The organism is Aeromonas simiae, from assembly GCF_000820125.1.
GTDB classification, from domain to species: domain Bacteria; phylum Pseudomonadota; class Gammaproteobacteria; order Enterobacterales; family Aeromonadaceae; genus Aeromonas; species Aeromonas simiae.
The window spans coordinates 29606-46601 of record NZ_CDBY01000041.1; the positions used below are offsets into that span (position 1 = coordinate 29606).

The following is a 16996-nucleotide window of genomic DNA, read 5'->3' on the forward strand; positions in this document are numbered from 1 at the left end:
GATCCTGTCTCTGTCTATTTACGGGGTGGCCCGCATCGTGGCCACCCCGTCACACCTTAACCGTGAGTGTGATCACCACCGATAGCCTGGTTCTGCTCCTTCATGGCGCGGATCCGGCTGGCCAGGGTGTAGAGACGGATGAAGCCGTCAGCATGGCTCTGGTCGTACACTTCGTCGGCCCCAAAGGTCGCGAAGTCTTCGGAGTAGAGGCTGTTGGGCGACTTCTTCTGGGTCGCGGTGACCTGACCCTTGTACATCTTCAGCACCACTTCACCGTCGAGATCCTCGGCGATGGCGTTGGCGGAGGCGAGGATCGCCTTGCACAGCGGGGTGAACCAGCGGCCGTCATACACCAGGTGGGAGAACTCGGCGCCGAGCTTCTCGCGCCAGGCGCGGGTCGGTCTGTCCAGCACCAGCTCTTCCACAGCGCGCAGGGCCGCCACCATGACGGTACCGCCCGGGGTCTCGTAGCAACCGCGGGACTTCATGCCCACCATGCGGTTCTCGGTGATGTCGACCCGGCCGACGCCGTGCTTGCCGGCACGCTCGTTCAGGGTGGTCAGGATCTGGTGCGGGGTCAGCTTCTGGTCATCCACGGCCACCACTTCGCCCTTGGCGACGGTCAGCTTGACGTACTCGGGCTGATCCGGGGCCTGCTCGGCAGAGACGGTCCACTGCCACACGGCTTCAGACGGCTCGTTCCAGGTGCTCTCCAGCTCGCCACCCTCGGTGGAGATGTGCCAGGCGTTGGCATCGCGGCTGTAGATCTTCTTCAGGGTCGCCTTGCAGGGGATGTTGCGCGCTTCCAGATAGGCCAGCAGATCCTCACGGGAGCGCATGTCCCACAACCGCCACGGGGCGATCACCTTGAGCTGCGGAGCCAGGGCGGCCACGGCGCCTTCGAAACGCACCTGATCGTTGCCCTTGCCGGTACAGCCGTGGGAGATAGCATCCGCCCCTTCGGCCAGGGCCGCTTCCACCATCGCCTTGGCGATCACGGGGCGAGCCATGGAGGTGCCCAGCAGGTAGGTGCCTTCATAGATGGCGCCGGTCTTCAGGGTCGGGTAGACGTACTCTTTGACGAACTCTTCGCGCAGATCCTTGATGATGCACTTGACCGCGCCGGAGGCGAGGGCCTTCTGCTCGATCCCTTCCAGGTCGTCACGCTCCTGGCCCACGTCGGCAACGAAGGCGATGATTTCGGCATCATAGTGCTCTTTGAGCCAGGGGATGATGGCCGAGGTGTCCAGTCCGCCGGAATAGGCCAATACAATCTTGTTGATTCCACTCATGATCTTTCTCTCCGTGACAATTTAAATCAGTGTTGGCCGCCCAGCAGGGTCAGCAGAATAGCGTTCTGGATGTGCATGCGGTTCTCCGCCTCGTCGAGGATCAGAGAGGCGGGGCCGTCCATCACTTCCGAGGTGATCTCGAGATCGCGATGGGCCGGCTGGCAGTGCAGCACGTGGCGGATGCCGGTACGATCCAGCAGCGCCTGATTAATCTGGTAGGGCATGAAGAGCTCCATGACCTGCTCCATCGGGGTGGTATCCCCCATCGATACCCAGGTATCGGTGTAGGCCACATCGAAGCCTTCGATCGCCGCGATGTCATCGCTCACCGCCAGGGTGGCGCCGCTCTGGGCGGCCAGGGCCTGGGCCTGCTGGAAGATCTGCACATCCGGGCCATGCCCCTTGGGGCAGACCAAGGTGACATCGGTGCCGAGGATGGCGCCGGTCAGCAGCAGGGAGTGGCTGACGTTGTTGCCATCCCCCAGATAAGCCAACTTCACCTTGCTCAGGTCTGAATAGTTTTCCGAGATGGTCATAAAGTCGGCGAAGGCCTGGCACGGGTGATAGAGGTTGCACAGGCTGTTCACCACCGGCACGCTGCCGTGCTCGGCCATCTCGACCAGAGTCTGGTGATCAAACACCCGGGCCACAATGCCGTCACACCAGCGCGACAGGTTACCGGCGAAATCCTTCACCGACTCGCGCTTGCCGAGGGCCCCGTTCTGCTGATCCATATAGACACTGTGGCCGCCCAACTTGGCGATGCCGATGTCAAAGGTGACCCGGGTGCGCAGGGAGGGCTTCTCAAACAGGGTCACCAGGCTCTTGCCCGCCAGGGACTGGCTGTACTTTTTCGGATCTGCCTTGATGGCCTTGCCGAGCTTGATGAGGGCCAGGAGCTGGGCCTGGTCGAATTCGGTACCGGTCAGAAGATGCTGCATGGGAGTGCTCCTTTTACAGGGTAACCTTGGTGCCGACGGCGCCGCCCGCCAGCAGTTTGAGCAGCTGCTCCGGGTAGCGCCAGCTGGCGACACAGACCGGCTTGCCGAGGGTTTCGGCCGCGTGCAGCGCCGCCTTTACCTTGACCGCCATGCCATCGGCGATAACCCCTTTCTCCATCAGATCCAGCGCGGTGGCCTTGTCGAGGGCAGGCACCAGCTTGCCCTTGCCATCGAGAATGCCGCTCACGTCGGAGAGCATCACCAGATCGGCACCGAGCGCCTCGGCAATCGCCGTGGCGGCCTGATCGGCGTTGACGTTCATCAGCTGACCTTCGGCGGTGATGCCGATGGAGCTCACCACCGGCAGGAAACCCTGGCCGAGGATGCCTTGCAGCAGGGCCGGGTTACCCGGTTGGCAGTCGCCCACGGCGCCCAGATCCGGATCGAGCTGGGTCACCTGGCACAGACCACCGTCGGCCAGGCAGAGCCCCACCGCCGGAATCCCGGTGGCGATGGCCTTGCCCATCATCTGCTTGTTGGCCGTGCCAGCCAGCGCGCCGGCGATGTAGGGGATCTGCTCAAACGGGGTGACCCGCAGGCCGTTTTTCTTGGTCGAGGTGAGCCCCAACCCCTTGAGCAGGTCATCGACCAGACAGCCGCCACCGTGCACCAGCACCAGAGGGCGGTGCTGCTCATCGAGGAAGTCCTTGAGGGTCGCGAACAGGGCGCTCAGCGCCTCGTCACTCTCCAGCAGGGCGCCGCCCAGCTTGATAACCAGAGTCTGCTTTTCCATGTGATTCTTCCTTAGAGCAGGCCGCAACCCGCCTCGAAACCGAACTTGATGTTGATACATTGAATCGCGTGAGAGGCGGCCCCCTTGAGCAGGTTGTCGATGGCGCTGAACACCACCAAGGTATTGCCCTGCTGCTGCCAGGCCACATCACAGTAAGGCGTCCCCGCCACACCGCGGATCGAGGGCATCCCCTTGGCCAGACGCACCAACGGCTTGCCGGCATAGGCCTCGTGATAGGCGGCATCGACCTGCTCCGGCGTTACCCCCTCGGCCAGCCGCACATAGATGGTGGCCAGGATGCCGCGCACAAAGTTGCCAAGGTGCGGCTGGAACAGAACCGGGCAGCCGAGGTGATGACCGATCTCGGGCTGGTGCCGATGGGTAAAGGTGCCGTAGGGGCTGAGGCTCACCTCGCAGAAGCTGGTGTTGATGGCTGCCTTGCGTCCGGCGCCGGAGACCCCGGAGACGGCGCTGATGATGGGCTGGCTGCCGGCGGCAATCAGTCCCTTGGCCATCAGCGGCTTGAGGGCGGTGAGCGAGGCGGTCGGATAGCAACCGGCCACAGCAATGAGCTGAGCGGCCGGGATCTTCTCGGCATTCCACTCGGCCAGGCCATAGACCGCCTGATCCAGCCACTCGGGAGCCTCATGGGAGAAGCCGTAGTACTGCTCGTAGAACCCCTCTTGCTGCACCCGGAAGGCGCCGGAGAGATCGAACACGGTCACCCCTTGCGCCAGCAGGCCGGGGGCCAGAGCGGCGCTCACCTCATGGGCGGTGGCCAGCAGCACGATCTCGGCCTGCGCCGGGATAGCGGCCAGCGCGGCCTCATCGAGCGGCTGCAACGGCAGATCTACCTTGCCAAGCAGTTGAGGATAAAGAGCCGAGAGGCTCTTGTTGGCATCCTGGCTGCCAGCAGAGACATAGAGTCCGGTCAGTTGCAGTTGAGGATGGTTCTGTACCAGAGCGGCCAGCTCGGCTCCTGCGTAGCCACTGGCACCGACGATAACGGTATTGAGCATGGATCCTGATCCGTTTTATAGCGTGAAACTTGGCAGCTGGGTGCTGCATAAGGATGTCGGGACGAGGAAGCGCCCCAAAATAGGAGGGCGATTCAGGCGTTGGTGCGTCGTCGGTTGATAAACAGGTGACAGAACATGGTGTTTCCCTTACAACTAGTGCCTTAATCGCTGGAGATGAATGGAATATAAATTCACTCGCAGTGCATGAACATGTTCTACCAAAATCCCGGAGGGGGCGCAAGGAGGTTTTATGGCCAGCACGGATTTTTTTTCACTCTACAAGAATATTATTGCGATTCCCTCCATCAGCAGTACCGACCCCAAATGGGATCAGAGCAACGAGGCGGTGATCCGCCTGCTGGCGGACTGGTTCAGCGGGCTCGGCTTTCGCGTCGAGGTCACCGCCCTGCCGGATCTGCCCGGCAAGTTCAACTTGGTCGCCACCCTGGGTGAGGGAGAAGGCGGGCTGCTGCTGGCCGGCCACACCGATACGGTACCGTTCGACGAGGGGGCATGGAGCAAGGACCCGTTCAAGGTCACCGAAGAGGGCAACCGCCTCTATGGCCTCGGCACCATCGACATGAAGGGGTTCTTTGCCTTTATCGTCGAGGCGCTCAAGGAGATCGACCCCACGCAGCTCAAAAAACCGCTGCGCATCCTGGCCACCGCCGACGAAGAGACCACCATGGCCGGTGCCCGCGCCATCGCGGCGGCGGCCGAGCTCAAACCCGACTATGCAGTGATCGGCGAGCCGACCGGGCTGGTGCCCGTGCTGGCCCACAAGGGGCACATGTCCGAGGCCATTCGCATCACAGGTAAGAGCGGCCACAGCTCGGATCCGGCCAACGGCGTCAACGCGCTGGAGCTGATGCACCAGGCCATGGGCCAGATCCTCGGTCTGCAACGCCGCCTCAAGGAGCAGTACGCCGATCCGCGCTTCGCCGTGCCGCAGCCAACCCTCAACCTCGGCTACATTCAGGGGGGCGACAGCCCGAACCGCATCTGCGGCTGCTGCGAGCTGCACATCGATATGCGCCCCACCCCGCAGGTGGGCCCGGAGGAGCTGATGGGCATGCTCAAAGAGGCGCTCTCCCCCATCGAGATCCACCAGCCCGGTTGCCTGCACCTGCAACACCTGCACGAGCCGATCCCGCCCTACGCCTGCCCAGACGATGCCGTCCTGGTACGCGAGGCGGAGCGGGCCAGCGGCCGGCGCGCCGAAAGCGTCAACTATTGCACCGAAGCCCCCTTTATTCAGCAGCTCGGTTGCGAGACCATAGTGCTCGGCCCCGGCCATATCGCTCAGGCACACCAGCCGGATGAATACCTGGATCTCTCCTTCGTGGAGCCGACTAAGCAGGTGCTACGCCACCTGATCCAGCGTTTTTGTATGTAAAAAACCTACAAAACAGAACACGAACTTAATCGGAACTTAAATACATCTTCACTATCGAGGCGTTATTTGACCTTGCGCAGGAGACGCGAGTAGATTGTGCCCATAAGATGACGGAACGAATGTTGTGTGATTACAACATTGTCGATGAGCGGACTCCGCCCGGAAGCGACGGAGCCATCAGCAATAAGGATGTGGAATGAACGAGAAATACGCTGCGCTACGCGCCAACGTGAACCTGCTAGGCCAACTGCTCGGCAAGTCTATCAAGGATCACAAGGGCCAGGTCTTCCTCGACAAGATCGAGACGATTCGCCGCCTGGCCAAATCCTCCCGCCAAGGTAACGAGAACGATCGCCAGACCCTGATCGATACCTTGCAGACCCTGAGTGACGAAGAGCTGCTGCCGGTGGCCCGCGCCTTCAGCCAGTTCCTCAATCTGGCTAACGTGGCGGAGCAGTTCCACACCATCTCGCGTAACTTCGCCGATCAGACCGGCGCGTCCGACCCGCTCGAGCAACTGTTTACCAAGCTCAAGGCCTCCGATCTCTCCCAAGAGGCGATCGTCAACGCCGTGCGCGAGCTCGACATCGATCTGGTGCTGACCGCTCACCCCACCGAGGTGACCCGTCGCACCCTGATCCACAAGCACGTCCAGCTCAACGACTGCCTCGAGGCACTGGAACTCTCCGATCTGCTGCCCAAAGAGCGTGACCGCATCATCGATCGCATCGAGCAGCTCATCAATCAGGCCTGGCACACCAACGAGATCCGCGAACAGCGCCCGACGCCGGTCGACGAGGCCAAGTGGGGCTTCGCCGTCATCGAGAACAGCCTGTGGCCGGCCATCCCCGAATTCATGCGCCACCTCGACGAGCAGCTGCAACAGCACCTCGGTGTGCGCCTGCCGCTCGATGCCGCGCCGGTCAAGTTCACCTCCTGGATGGGCGGTGACCGTGACGGCAACCCCTTCGTCACCGCCAAGGTGACCGCCAAGGTGCTCGAGCTGGGCCGCTGGATGGCCATCAACCTGTTCTATCAGGAGATCAAGGAGCTCACCTCCGAGCTCTCGATGGGCGACTGCACCGACGAACTGCGCGCCGTGGTCGGCGACAATCCCGAACCCTACCGCGCCCTGGTACGCGAGCTGCGCGAGCAGCTGCGCGAGACCAAGGAGCACCTCACCGCCAAGGTGCAGGGTCATCAGACCGAGAGCCGCGATCTGGTGCGCTCCACCGCCCAGCTGCGCGAGCCGCTTGAGCTTTGCTACCACTCCCTGCACGCCTGCGGCATGGGTAACATCGCCGACGGCATGCTGCTCGACGTGCTGCGCAAGGTGGCCTGCTTCGGTGTACATCTGGTCAAGCTCGACATCCGCCAAGATGGTGAGCGCCACGCCCTGGCCCTCTCCGAGCTGACCCGCCACCTCGGCCTCGGCGACTACATGGAGTGGAGCGAAGAGGACAAGCAGACCTTCCTGCTGACCGAGCTCAACTCGCGTCGCCCGCTGATCCCGACCGACTGGGAGCCGAGCGAAGAGACCCGCGAAGTGCTCGACACCTGCAAGGTGATCGCCGAGAGCGACCCGGACGCCTTTGGCATCTACATCATCTCGATGGCCGGCGCCTCCTCCGACGTGCTCTCCGTGCAACTGCTGCTCAAGGCCGCCGGGTGCAAGTTCCGCATGCCGGTCGCCCCCCTGTTCGAGACCCAGGAAGACCTGATGGCGGGCACCGCCGTCATGGAGCGCCTGCTCTCCATCGACTGGTACCGCGGTTACATCCAGGGCCGCCAGTACATCATGATCGGCTACTCCGACTCGGCCAAGGACGCGGGCATGATGGCCGCCGGCTGGGCCCAGTACGCCGCCATGGAGTCCCTGGTCGCCCTGGCCGAGGCCAACAACCTGCGCCTGACCCTGTTCCACGGCCGTGGCGGCACGGTCGGTCGCGGCGGTGCGCCGGCCCACCAAGCCCTGCTCTCCCAGCCCCCCGGCTCCCTGCGCGGTGGCCTGCGAGTGACCGAGCAAGGGGAGATGATCCGCTTCAAGTTCGGCCTGCCCAAGGTGGCCATCAACAGCCTCAGCCTCTACACCAGCGCCGTGCTGGAGGGCAACCTGCTGCCCCCGCCGAAGCCCAAGGAGTGCTGGCGCGAGGTGATGGAGCTGCTGGCCGATGTCTCCTGCGAGCACTATCGCAGCGTGGTGCGCGGCCATCAGGACTTCGTCCCCTACTTCCGTGCTGCCACCCCCGAGATGGAACTGGGCAAGCTGCCGCTCGGCTCCCGTCCCTCCAAGCGCAAGCCCAACGGCGGCGTCGAGAGTCTGCGCGCCATCCCCTGGATCTTCGCCTGGACCCAGAACCGCCTGATGCTGCCGGCCTGGCTCGGCGCCCAGAAGGGGCTGGAGAAGGCGATCGCGGAAGGCAAGCTCGAGGTACTGAGCGAGATGAGCCGTCAGTGGCCCTTCTTCCGCACCCGCCTCGAGATGCTGGAGATGGTGTTCCTCAAGGCCGACGCCTGGCTGGCCGAGTACTACGATACCCGTCTGGTACCCAAGGAGCTGTGGCCCCTCGGCCAACAGCTGCGCGCCGAACTGGCCGAGTCGATCGAGCTGGTGCTGAAGCTGCGTCCGCAGGGCGGCCTGCTCGATGACCAACCCTGGATCCAGGAGTCCATCAAGCTGCGCAACCCCTACACCGACCCGCTCAACGTGCTGCAAGCCGAGCTGCTCGGCCGCTCGCGCCGTGACCCTGAGTCACTGCACCCCGAGCTGGATCAGGCGCTGATGGTCACCATCGCCGGCATCGCCGCCGGGATGCGCAACACCGGCTGATAGGGATCTCCTGCCTCGAATAGACCAAGGGCGCCAATCTGGCGCCCTTTTTGTTCTCCTTCGCGCCCCGACCTTGCCTCTCCCGCCGGGCAGGCGCAGACTATTTGGCCTTGTCTTGCCCCAAGGAGACCCGTCATGACACCCGCCATCAAGCTGCTCGAGAAGCTCAAAATCCCCTTTACCCTGCACCCCTATGAGTGCGAGGCCCACGATGACTTCGGCAAGCACGCGGCGAGCCAGCTGGGCTTGCCCGAGGCGCAGGTGTTCAAGACCCTGATCGCCCATCACGACAAGCAGGCGGTGGTGGCCATCGTCCCCTCCTCCGGCATGTGCAGCCTCAAGCAGCTGGCCAAGGCCACCGGCCTCAAGAAGGTGGAGATGCTCGCCCCCGCCGAGGCGGAGAAGCTGACCGGCTACAAGGTGGGGGGCATCAGCCCGCTGGCCCAGAAGAAACGGCTGCCGACCGTACTCGACGCCTCGGCGCTGCAATTTGACCGGGTACTGGTGAGCGGCGGCAAGCGTGGCCTCTCGGTCGGGGTATCGCCGCGCGACATGCAGGAGAAGATGGGCTGGCTGATCGCCCCCATCGGCGAATAAGCAGCAGGGCGGGGCCGCCCTGCTCGTTTCAGTGGCCGCGCGCGGCGGCGGTGAGAGCCGAGAGGGAGAGCCGCTGGCGCCCCGCGCCGTCGAAGTTGGCCTCATCGAGCCAGCGCTCGAAGCAGGCCCGTAGGGCCGGCCACTCCCCGTCGATCACCGAGAACCAGGCGGTGTCGCGCGAGCGCCCCTTGTCGACCCGCGCCTGACGAAAGACGCCCTCGAAGGTGAATCCCAGACGCAGCGCCGCCTGCCGCGAAGGCAGGTTAAGGGCGTTGCACTTCCACTCGTAGCGGCGATAGCCGAGGCCAAAGGCGCGCGCCATCATCAGCGCCATGGTGGCCGTCGCGAGCCGGGTGCGGCGCAGGGCGGGAGCAAAGTGCAGCCAGCCCACCTCTATGCTGCCGGCCTGAGGGTCGATGCGCAGGAAGCTCGCCAGCCCGAGGGCGCGGCCGCTGGCCGCCTCCACGATGGCGTAGAACTGGGGATCGCGCGCCGCCGCCATGCTCTCCAGCCAGGCCCGCCACTCGCCGCGCCCCGCAAACGGGCCGCTGTTGAGGTAGGTCCAGAGCCGGCCATCATCCTCACCGAACGCCTGCCACAGGCCCGCCTCGTGGCGCGCCGGGCTGAGCGGTTCAACCCGGCAGCCCCACCCCGCGAGCACCATTGGCTCGGGGAAGGGCGCCCCTTGCCAGTCGCTCACCGGCGGGCCGACCGGCTGGCCAAAACGGTTGATCTCAGCAGCCACACTCCACCTCCGCCACCAGCACGCCGGGCGCCGTGCCAAGCGCCAGCGGATAGCCATCCTGCTGCCACCAGTGCAGGCCGCCGATCAGCTCCTTGACCCGAAAACCGAGGCGCGCCAGCTGGTAGGCTCCCCGGGTCGAGCCGTTGCAGCCGATGCCGTCGCAATAGCAGACATAGACCGCCTCGGGGTCAAGATCGCGCACCCGCTCGGCGCTCATCTCCCGCTGCGGCAGTGACACGGCGCCAGGGATGTGGCCGGCGGCATAACGCTCGGCGGAGCGGGTGTCGATAACCACGATCCCCGCCACCCCTGCGACCAGATCGGCGGCGAGATCGGCCGGATCGGTGCGGCAGGCCAGTTGGGCTTCAAAGAAGGTGGCGGCGAGGTCGGGTGACACCAGGCCGGTAGCGAGAACAGCACTCATGTTGTGACTCCTTGTCTGGGGAATGGCTTCACTCTACCGGGATAATGGTCTACAAATGTGAACCAATTTCGCTCTAGAGAATGGACCAATGAGCGCCCTGCCAACCCTATTTGCCGATCACGACCCCACCCTGCCGCTGCAAGAGCGGCTGGTGCGCACGCTACGCAGTGCCATCCTCGGCGGTCATCTGTCACAAGGGAGCCGCCTGCCAGCCAGCCGCACCCTGGCGCGCGATCTCTCCCTCTCACGCGGCACGGTCGAGCAGGCCTATGGGCGGCTGGAGGCCGAAGGCTATCTGGTGCGCCGGGTGGGCAGGGGCAGCTTTGTGGCCATTGCCGCCGTCACTCCGCCGCCACCTCCGGTGGCCGGGCACGCCCCTCTTTCGCGGCGCGGCGAACGCAGTCTGCTCGAGGGGGCCTGTCAGGAGGAGACCGGCCCGGCATCGAGCTTTGCCAGTGGTCAGGCCGATCCAGTCGCCTTCCCGCGCGAGCTGTGGGGCCGGCTGCTTCAGCAGCAGTGGCGCCAGCACGGCGAGGCGCTGATGCGCTACGGCGATCCGGCCGGCCTGCCGGCGCTGCGCCAGGCCATCGCCGCCTATCTGGTCCAGTCGCGCGGGCTGGTATGCCGTGCCGAGCAGGTGCTGATCCTCACCAGCTCCCAGCAGGGCATCCAGCTCGCCGCCCAGCTCCTGCTCGATCCGGGCGATACCGTCTGGCTCGAGGAGCCGGGCTATCTCGGTGCCCGTCACGCCATGCAAAGCGCCGGAGCCCGCCTCCATCCCGTGCCGGTGGACGAGCAGGGGCTCATGCCCGCCGGCGATCACCCGCCGCCCCGCCTCATCTATACCACCCCCTCCCATCAGTATCCGCTCGGCATGGCGATGAGCCTGCCCCGGCGTATGGCGCTGCTGGCCGAGGCCGAACGACACGGCGCCTGGGTGCTGGAGGATGACTACGACGGGGAGTTTCAATACGACCAGCGACCACTGCCCTCGTTGCAGGGGCTGGATCGCGGTGGCCGGGTCATCTATGTGGGCACCTTCAGCAAGGTGCTTTTCGGCTCGCTGCGCCTGGCCTATCTGGTACTGCCGCCCGCCCTGCTGGCTCCCTTTGCCCATACCCGCGCCACCAGCGACGGCCACAGTAACCAACTGATGCAGGCGGTGACCGCCGAATTCCTGCAAGGGGGCCACTTCGCCACCCATCTGCGCCAGATGCGGCTGCTCTATCGCGCCAGGCGCGATCAGCTGCGAGCCCAGCTGGCCGAACACTGTCCCCAGCTCACCCCGATCCACTGCGGAGCCGGGTTGCAGTGCACCGCCCTGTTGCCGGCGGGGGGCGAGGCGCGCTGGACAAGCGCCGCCAATCGGCTCGGGTTGGGGCTGCGTCCATTGAGCCAGTTCTACTTGGGCCAGCCGGATCGGGAGGGGTGGCTGCTCGGCTATGCCGGGCTCGACAACGGCACCCAGCAGCGGCTCTGCCGCACCCTAGGCCGGCTGCTGCGCGAGACCTGATTTCATGCCTTATTGGCATGAAATCCATGATTGGAATTCATTTTCCGACGGTTAAGCGACTTCTTATACTGTGAGCCAGTTCACGATTTCGAGGCTCACCCCATGCTTTCCCGCCTGCGCCCCCTGCTGCTCATCCCCCTTCAGGTCAGCCTGTTGGCGGCCATCTGGTGGGTCGCCGATCTGGCCGTGCGCACCCTGCATCTGCCGCTGCCGGCCAACCTGACCGGCATGTTGCTGTTGCTCGCCCTCATCCTGCTCAAGGTGGTGCGCCCGCACTGGCTCAAGGCCGGGGCCAACTGGCTGCTGGCCGAGATGCTGCTGTTCTTCGTACCGGCCGTGGTGGCGGTGATCAATTATCAGGAGCTGCTGCTCACCGAGGGGTGGCGCATCGGGGTGGTGCTGGTGCTGAGCACTGTGCTGGTGCTCGGCACCACGGCACTGGTGGTCGATCGCCTCTACCGCCTCGAGCTGTATCTCGCCCGCCGGAGCCGCCGCCATGTCTGATACCCTGCTCGGCGTGCTCTGTTTCGCCCTGACCCTGCTGTTTTACTACGCCAGCAAGTGGCTCTACCGGCGCAAGCGCATCCTGCCGCTGATGCCGCTGCTGCTGGCCCCCACCCTGCTGATCGCCGTGGTGCTGCTGTTTCACATCCCCTACGCCGACTACATGGCCGAGTCCCACTGGTTGCTGTGGCTGCTCGGCCCGGCCACGGTCGCCTTTGCCATCCCCATCTATGAGCAGCGCCAGCTGATCCGCCGCCACTGGCTCTCGCTTGGGGTCGGCGTGCTGGCCTCGGTGCTGGTCGCCGTGGCCAGCAGCGTACTGCTGGCGCGCTGGTTTGCCCTGCCCGAGCTGCTGCAACGCAGCCTCGCCATGCGCTCCATCACCACCCCCTTCGCCGTCGAGGCGACCCGCTCGGTCGGCGGCAACGCCGATCTCACCGCCCTGTTCGTGGTGCTGACCGGGGTGATCGGCATGGCGGTCGGCGAGACGGTTCTCACCCTGCTGGCGATCCGCAGCCGGCTCGGCAAGGGGGCGGGGTTCGGCGCCTCGGCCCACGGCGCCGGCACCGCCAAGGCCTATCAGCTCGGCAATTCGGAGGGGGTGGTCTCGAGCATGGCGATGATGATCGCCGGCATGGTGACCGTGCTGCTGGCGCCGCTGCTCGGCCAGCTCCTCTGGTAGGGCTGCTGTCATGGGGTGGGCCACTATACTCGGAGGCACGCTTCCCTCTTGAGGGTCTGCCCCATGCGCCACTCCCCGCTTCTGCTTCTGCTGCTCTCCTGGCCACTGCTGGCCACCACCCGTTTTACCCTGCTCAGCCCGGAAAATCCGTATGATGACCGCCTGCACTACTACCGGGCGGCGCTGCAACTGGCATTGGAGAAGACCCGCGCCGACTACGGTGACTATGAACTGCGCACCGCACCGCCGATGAACAAGGTGCGGATGCGTCTCGAGGTGCAGAAGTCCTCTGCCGATCATCTGGTGACCATCGACAGCTGGCCCCCTCACAAGGGCATGGAACAGGTGGGATTCGCCGCCTTCCCATTTGATCTCGGCATCCTCAGCTACCGGGTCTGCTTCGTCGCACCTGGACGCCAACACGCACTCGATCGGGTCGAGACGCTGGCGCAGCTACAACCCTTCAGCCACGTGCAGGGGCGCGGTTGGCAGGATGTCGACATACTGCGCCACGCCGGTCTGACCGTGTATGAGGTGGAAAACTACGAGGCGATGTTCCGTATGGTGGCCCGTGGCCGGGTCGACCTCTTCTGTCGCGGTATCAACGAGATAGCACCGGAGTGGCAGTCGCATCAGCCACGGGTGCCCGGTCTGACCATCGAGCGGCATCTGGCGCTCTACTATCCGCAGATCCACCTGCTCTACAGCCATGTCAGCCACAAAGAAGAGCTGGCCCGCATCGAGCTCGGGCTGCGCCGGGCCTGGCAGGATGGGTCGCTACCGCAGTTGTGGCGCCAGCACTTCCAAGCCTCCATCGACACGGCCGGCCTCTGCCAGCGCCGCCTCATCCGCCTCGACAACCCCTTCCTGCCCGATGGCGGGCGCCCCTTTCTGCCCTACCTCTACGATCCCGCCCGCGACGCCTTCGGCCTTCAGCCCTGAGGGCAGATCTCGAGCCAGGCCTGGGCGGTGCGCGACAGGTAGCGCCCGGTCGGCCAGATCACCCCGAGCCGCCAGGAGAGCGCCGGCGCCAACGGGCGGATCAGCAGGCCATCGCGGGTCAGACGCCGGCACAGCGGCTCGGGCAGGAAGGCTACCCCCATGCCGCTGTGCACCATGGCCACCAGAAAGTCCCACTGGCTGCTGCGCGCCGCCACCTGGGGGGTGAAACCCGCCTCGGCGCACAGCTGCTCGAGCCGCTCGCTCAAGGTGAAAGCTTGGGTGTAGAGCAAGAGCGGCTGCTCGCGCAGCGCCGTGATGGGCAGCGGTTCACTGCCCTGCCACTCGGGTCGCTCCGGCAGCACCACCTGCATCGGGTAGGCGGCCAGCTCGAGGGCGCCGAGCCCCTCCTCGTGGCGGGTCGGCAACATGGTGATGGCCAGATCCACCTCCCCCTCCAGCACCGCCTGCTCGATGCGCCGCCCGCCGTACTCGACGATGGAGAGCTCGACCCCTGGCCAGCGCGCCCGGTAGCTGCGGATGAGATCGGCCACCACGTGGCCGACCATGGGTGGAATCCCGAGCACCAGCTTGCCGCGTTGCAGGCTCTGCAAGTCGGCCAGTTCGGCCTCGAGCTGGTGCAGTTCGGCGAGGATCGACTGGGCGCGCTGATAGAGCACCTGGCCATAGTCGGTCAGGGTGAAGCGGCGCCCCTCGCGGTTAAGCAGCGGCTGGCCCAGCTCCTCTTCCAGGCTGCGCACCATCTTGCTGATGGTGGGCTGGGTGACGAAGAGTTGCTCCGAGGCGCGGGTGAAGCTCTGCTGGCGCACCAGCTCGACGAAGTAGCGCAGGGCGCGAATATCCATGACACCTCCGTTGCATGCCATATCAGCATGAATGGAAGGATTCTAATGCATCAGGGTAAGGAAATCGGCCAAAAACCAGGGGCGCCCATCGGCGCCCCTTTCAATTGACCGCGTCGCCCTCACAGGGCGGCGCAGATCTGCCACAGGTCGTACTGGATGGCGGCCGCCGTCACTTCGCGCCCCGCCCCCGGCCCCTGGATCACCAGCGGGTTGGTGCGGTAGCTGTCGCTCTCGATGGCGAAGATGTTGTCGCACGGCAGCAGGTTGGCGAACGGGTGGTGCGGCTCGAGGCTCTCGAGGCCAACCCGCGCCTTGCCGTCGTGCTCGAAACGCGCCACGTAGCGCAGCACCTTGCCAAGACGCTTCGCGCTCTCAAAGGCGGTCTGGATCGGGCCATCCAGTTCGCGCAGCCGATCCATGAACTGGTCGCTCTCCACCTTGCGCAAGGGCACCGGCACCAGGTTCTCCAGCTCGATGTCGTTCGAGTCGAGCTCATAACCCGCCTCGCGCGCCAGAATGAGCAGCTTGCGGCGCACATCCTGCCCCGACAGATCCTCGCGCGGATCGGGCTCGGTCAGGCCATGTTGCCACGCCTCTTCCACCAGATCGGAGAAGGGGCGGCTGCCGTCGTACTGCTGGAACAACCAGGAGAGGGTGCCGGAGAAGATACCGGAGACCCCGTGGATGCGATCGCCGCTCTGGCGCAGCATCTGGATGCTGGACTGGATCGGCAGGCCGGCCCCCACGGTGGCGTTGTAGCGCCACTGCACCTGATGGTCGCGGCAAGTCTGCTTGACCCGCTGGTAGAACTCGCTGTCGGCGGCACCGGCAAACTTGTTGGCGGCGATGATATGGATGCCGAGCTGGGCCAGTTCGGGGTAGTAGCGGCTCACCGTCTCGCTGGCGGTGAGATCCAGCGCAATCAGGGCATCGAAGCTGTGCTGCTCGAGCTGGCCGAGCAGCTCGGGCCAGATCAGCGGCTCGGGGCGGATCTCCTGCACCTTGCGCGGGTCGAGCCCCTCCTCGTCCAGACGCCCCCCTTCCGAGCTGTAGACCCCGTACAGGGTCAGGGCCAGATTGAGTTCGCGCTCGAGGCGCGCCTGCTCGCGGGCATACAGGCCGAGCCACTGACTGCCGATGTTGCCCTTGCCAAACACCACCAGTCCGACCCGGGTCGGGCGGCTGAACAGGGCGCCGTGCAGGGCGATGAGCAGGGGCTCGAGCACGATCTGGCGCAGCACCGCCACCAGACTCAGGCCATCCTTGGCGGCCTGAACGAACTCCAGCGGCTGCTCGGTCAGCAGCTGATAGAAGCGGTGGCACTGCTCGGCGTTATCGGTGACGCCGGCCCCCACCAGGGCCACCAGACTGTAGCCCTCCTTCTGGATGAGGCCGGTGAAGCCCCCCTCCAGCTGGAAGTCGCGCAGCAGATCGTAGGCGCCGCTCGCCACCTCCAGGGTGTAGGCCAGACGCAGCATGCGGCGATCCGGCTGGCGTTGCAGGGTGAGCGGTTGAATGCGGTGGCGCGCCAGATAGCCTTCGATGATGGCTGCCGCCTGCTCGAAGTCGCTCTGGGGCAACACCTTGAGCTCGATCAGGGCTATCTGATCGACCGAGGAGACGATGCGCGCCCCGCCGGAGCGCGGAGCCCGGCGCAGGATATGGGTACAGCCCTCGTCCGGGTTGTAGCTGCAACGCAGGGTGAGGCGCTGACGGCTGTCGGCCACCGGTTGCAGGGTGCGCGAATGCAGCACAGAGGAGCCGAGCCGCGCCAGCTCGTTGGCCTCGGCCAGACTCAGGCGCTCGAGCAGGCGCGCCTCCTTCACCCGGCGCGGATCGGCGCTGTAGACCCCGGCCACGTCGCTCCAGATGGTGGTCGACTCGCCATCAGCCAGGGCCGCCAGCAGGCTGGCGCTGTAGTCCGAGCCATTGCGCCCGAGCAGCAGGGAGCGCCCCTCCATGTCGGCGGCGATGAAGCCGGTGACCACGATGCGCCCCTCATGTTCGGCGAGACGCGCCTTGAGCAGCTCGCTGGAGAGGGCGTGATCGACCCGGATCAGCGGGCCATCCTCGGCACGCAGGAAGCTGCGGGCGTCGAGCCACAGGGTCTTGTGGCCACGCTGGGTCAGGAGGGCGGCGAGCAGGCGCGCCGACCACACCTCGCCAAACGCCAGCAGGCCGTTGCGATCGAAGCGATCGAACTGCTGCTCCAGCGTGCGGGCGATGGCGCGCACATCCTCGTTCAACTGCGCACTCAGCTCGTCATGCAGCGCCCCCTCGAGCAGGCCGTCGATCAGGCTCTGCTGGTAGGCGTGCAGGGCGGTGTGGGCCTCGGCGGCCGCCTCGTCCCCCGCCACCGCCAGATCCACCAACTGGATCAGGCGGTTGGTGGTCTTGCCCGCCGCCGAAACCACCACCAGCTCGTTGCCGTGCACCTGCTGCTCGACGATGGCCG

The 16996-nt window shown here is 65.5% G+C and carries 15 protein-coding genes; 7 read left to right on the plus strand and 8 right to left on the minus strand.

The window, feature by feature from the left end; all coding sequences use genetic code 11:
• Positions 1 to 56 precede the first annotated feature (56 nt).
• From BN1134_RS07185 to argC, 4 genes are read right to left on the minus strand one after another with little or no spacing between them, the layout of a single operon-like run.
• On the minus strand, positions 57 to 1292 hold the full coding sequence (locus BN1134_RS07185; RefSeq protein ID WP_042046239.1) for an argininosuccinate synthase: 1236 nt from the start codon (positions 1290 to 1292) through the stop codon (positions 57 to 59).
• A 26-nt stretch (positions 1293 to 1318) separates the two neighbouring features.
• Entirely contained in the window at positions 1319 to 2233 is a 915-nt protein-coding gene (locus BN1134_RS07190) for an ornithine carbamoyltransferase (RefSeq protein ID WP_042046241.1), read from the minus strand.
• Between the two features lie 13 nt (positions 2234 to 2246).
• Positions 2247 to 3026, minus strand: coding sequence for an acetylglutamate kinase (gene argB, locus BN1134_RS07195; protein ID WP_042046242.1), 780 nt, complete (start codon positions 3024 to 3026; stop codon positions 2247 to 2249).
• A gap of 11 nt (positions 3027 to 3037) precedes the next feature.
• Positions 3038 to 4045, minus strand: a complete 1008-nt coding sequence (gene argC / locus BN1134_RS07200) for an N-acetyl-gamma-glutamyl-phosphate reductase (protein WP_042046243.1) — start codon at positions 4043 to 4045, stop codon at positions 3038 to 3040.
• Between the two features lie 250 nt (positions 4046 to 4295).
• Here argC and argE point away from each other — a divergent pair, with 250 nt between their 5' ends.
• The 3 genes from argE to ybaK all read left to right on the plus strand — a co-directional run bounded on the left by argE (position 4296) and on the right by ybaK (position 8868).
• Positions 4296 to 5441 (plus strand): acetylornithine deacetylase, encoded by a 1146-nt coding sequence (gene argE / locus BN1134_RS07205; protein WP_042046244.1) that lies wholly within the window; start codon positions 4296 to 4298, stop codon positions 5439 to 5441.
• A 196-nt stretch (positions 5442 to 5637) separates the two neighbouring features.
• The gene (gene ppc / locus BN1134_RS07210) at positions 5638 to 8271 is read left to right on the plus strand and encodes a phosphoenolpyruvate carboxylase (RefSeq protein ID WP_042046245.1); all 2634 of its coding nucleotides are present in this window, start codon (positions 5638 to 5640) and stop codon (positions 8269 to 8271) included.
• 135 nt (positions 8272 to 8406) lie between these two features.
• Positions 8407 to 8868 (plus strand): Cys-tRNA(Pro) deacylase, encoded by a 462-nt coding sequence (gene ybaK / locus BN1134_RS07215; RefSeq protein ID WP_042046247.1) that lies wholly within the window; start codon positions 8407 to 8409, stop codon positions 8866 to 8868.
• A 28-nt stretch (positions 8869 to 8896) separates the two neighbouring features.
• On the opposite strand, the gene BN1134_RS07220 is transcribed toward ybaK, so the two are convergent.
• Together BN1134_RS07220 and BN1134_RS07225 are read right to left on the minus strand one after the other, a co-directional pair.
• Positions 8897 to 9613, minus strand: coding sequence for a GNAT family N-acetyltransferase (locus BN1134_RS07220; protein WP_042046248.1), 717 nt, complete (start codon positions 9611 to 9613; stop codon positions 8897 to 8899).
• Positions 9603 to 10037 carry a rhodanese-like domain-containing protein gene (locus BN1134_RS07225; RefSeq protein ID WP_042046250.1) on the minus strand — a complete coding sequence of 145 codons (435 nt, stop codon included), beginning with the start codon at positions 10035 to 10037 and terminating at the stop codon, positions 9603 to 9605. The genes BN1134_RS07220 and BN1134_RS07225 overlap by 11 nt, the downstream gene beginning before the upstream one ends.
• 88 nt (positions 10038 to 10125) lie before the next feature.
• Here BN1134_RS07225 and pdxR point away from each other — a divergent pair, with 88 nt between their 5' ends.
• The 4 genes from pdxR to BN1134_RS07245 all read left to right on the plus strand — a co-directional run bounded on the left by pdxR (position 10126) and on the right by BN1134_RS07245 (position 13678).
• A complete protein-coding gene (pdxR, locus tag BN1134_RS07230) occupies positions 10126 to 11550 on the plus strand; it encodes a MocR-like pyridoxine biosynthesis transcription factor PdxR (RefSeq protein ID WP_042046252.1) in 1425 nt (474 codons plus the stop codon).
• 102 nt (positions 11551 to 11652) lie between these two features.
• Positions 11653 to 12054, plus strand: a complete 402-nt coding sequence (locus tag BN1134_RS07235) for a CidA/LrgA family protein (RefSeq protein WP_042046253.1) — start codon at positions 11653 to 11655, stop codon at positions 12052 to 12054.
• Positions 12047 to 12736 (plus strand): LrgB family protein, encoded by a 690-nt coding sequence (locus BN1134_RS07240; RefSeq protein WP_042046254.1) that lies wholly within the window; start codon positions 12047 to 12049, stop codon positions 12734 to 12736. The genes BN1134_RS07235 and BN1134_RS07240 overlap by 8 nt, the downstream gene beginning before the upstream one ends.
• 63 nt (positions 12737 to 12799) lie before the next feature.
• On the plus strand, positions 12800 to 13678 hold the full coding sequence (locus BN1134_RS07245) for a hypothetical protein (protein WP_042046255.1): 879 nt from the start codon (positions 12800 to 12802) through the stop codon (positions 13676 to 13678).
• On the opposite strand, the gene BN1134_RS07250 is transcribed toward BN1134_RS07245, so the two are convergent.
• Together BN1134_RS07250 and BN1134_RS07255 are read right to left on the minus strand one after the other, a co-directional pair.
• Complete coding sequence (locus tag BN1134_RS07250) at positions 13669 to 14541, minus strand: LysR family transcriptional regulator (protein ID WP_042046256.1); 873 nt, start codon at positions 14539 to 14541, stop codon at positions 13669 to 13671. The two genes, BN1134_RS07245 and BN1134_RS07250, sit on opposite strands and share 10 nt — an antisense overlap.
• A 119-nt stretch (positions 14542 to 14660) precedes the next feature.
• Positions 14661 to 16996 (minus strand): bifunctional aspartate kinase/homoserine dehydrogenase II (locus BN1134_RS07255; protein ID WP_042046257.1); only part of this gene is annotated, 2336 nt, incomplete at its 5' end.

Bases quoted from the DNA above. Each gene is read 5' to 3' on its own strand.
- argC (WP_042046243.1), bottom strand. From the start codon at position 4,045: ATGCTCAATACCGTTATCGTCGGTGCCAGTGGCTACGCAGGAGCCGAG.
- ppc (WP_042046245.1), top strand. From the start codon at position 5,638: ATGAACGAGAAATACGCTGCGCTACGCGCCAACGTGAACCTGCTAGGC.
- BN1134_RS07190 (WP_042046241.1), bottom strand. From the start codon at position 2,233: ATGCAGCATCTTCTGACCGGTACCGAATTCGACCAGGCCCAGCTCCTG.
- ybaK (WP_042046247.1), top strand. From the start codon at position 8,407: ATGACACCCGCCATCAAGCTGCTCGAGAAGCTCAAAATCCCCTTTACC.
- BN1134_RS07250 (WP_042046256.1), bottom strand. From the start codon at position 14,541: ATGGATATTCGCGCCCTGCGCTACTTCGTCGAGCTGGTGCGCCAGCAG.
- argB (WP_042046242.1), bottom strand. From the start codon at position 3,026: ATGGAAAAGCAGACTCTGGTTATCAAGCTGGGCGGCGCCCTGCTGGAG.
- BN1134_RS07240 (WP_042046254.1), top strand. From the start codon at position 12,047: ATGTCTGATACCCTGCTCGGCGTGCTCTGTTTCGCCCTGACCCTGCTG.
- BN1134_RS07245 (WP_042046255.1), top strand. From the start codon at position 12,800: ATGCGCCACTCCCCGCTTCTGCTTCTGCTGCTCTCCTGGCCACTGCTG.
- BN1134_RS07225 (WP_042046250.1), bottom strand. From the start codon at position 10,037: ATGAGTGCTGTTCTCGCTACCGGCCTGGTGTCACCCGACCTCGCCGCC.
- pdxR (WP_042046252.1), top strand. From the start codon at position 10,126: ATGAGCGCCCTGCCAACCCTATTTGCCGATCACGACCCCACCCTGCCG.
- BN1134_RS07235 (WP_042046253.1), top strand. From the start codon at position 11,653: ATGCTTTCCCGCCTGCGCCCCCTGCTGCTCATCCCCCTTCAGGTCAGC.
- argE (WP_042046244.1), top strand. From the start codon at position 4,296: ATGGCCAGCACGGATTTTTTTTCACTCTACAAGAATATTATTGCGATT.
- BN1134_RS07185 (WP_042046239.1), bottom strand. From the start codon at position 1,292: ATGAGTGGAATCAACAAGATTGTATTGGCCTATTCCGGCGGACTGGAC.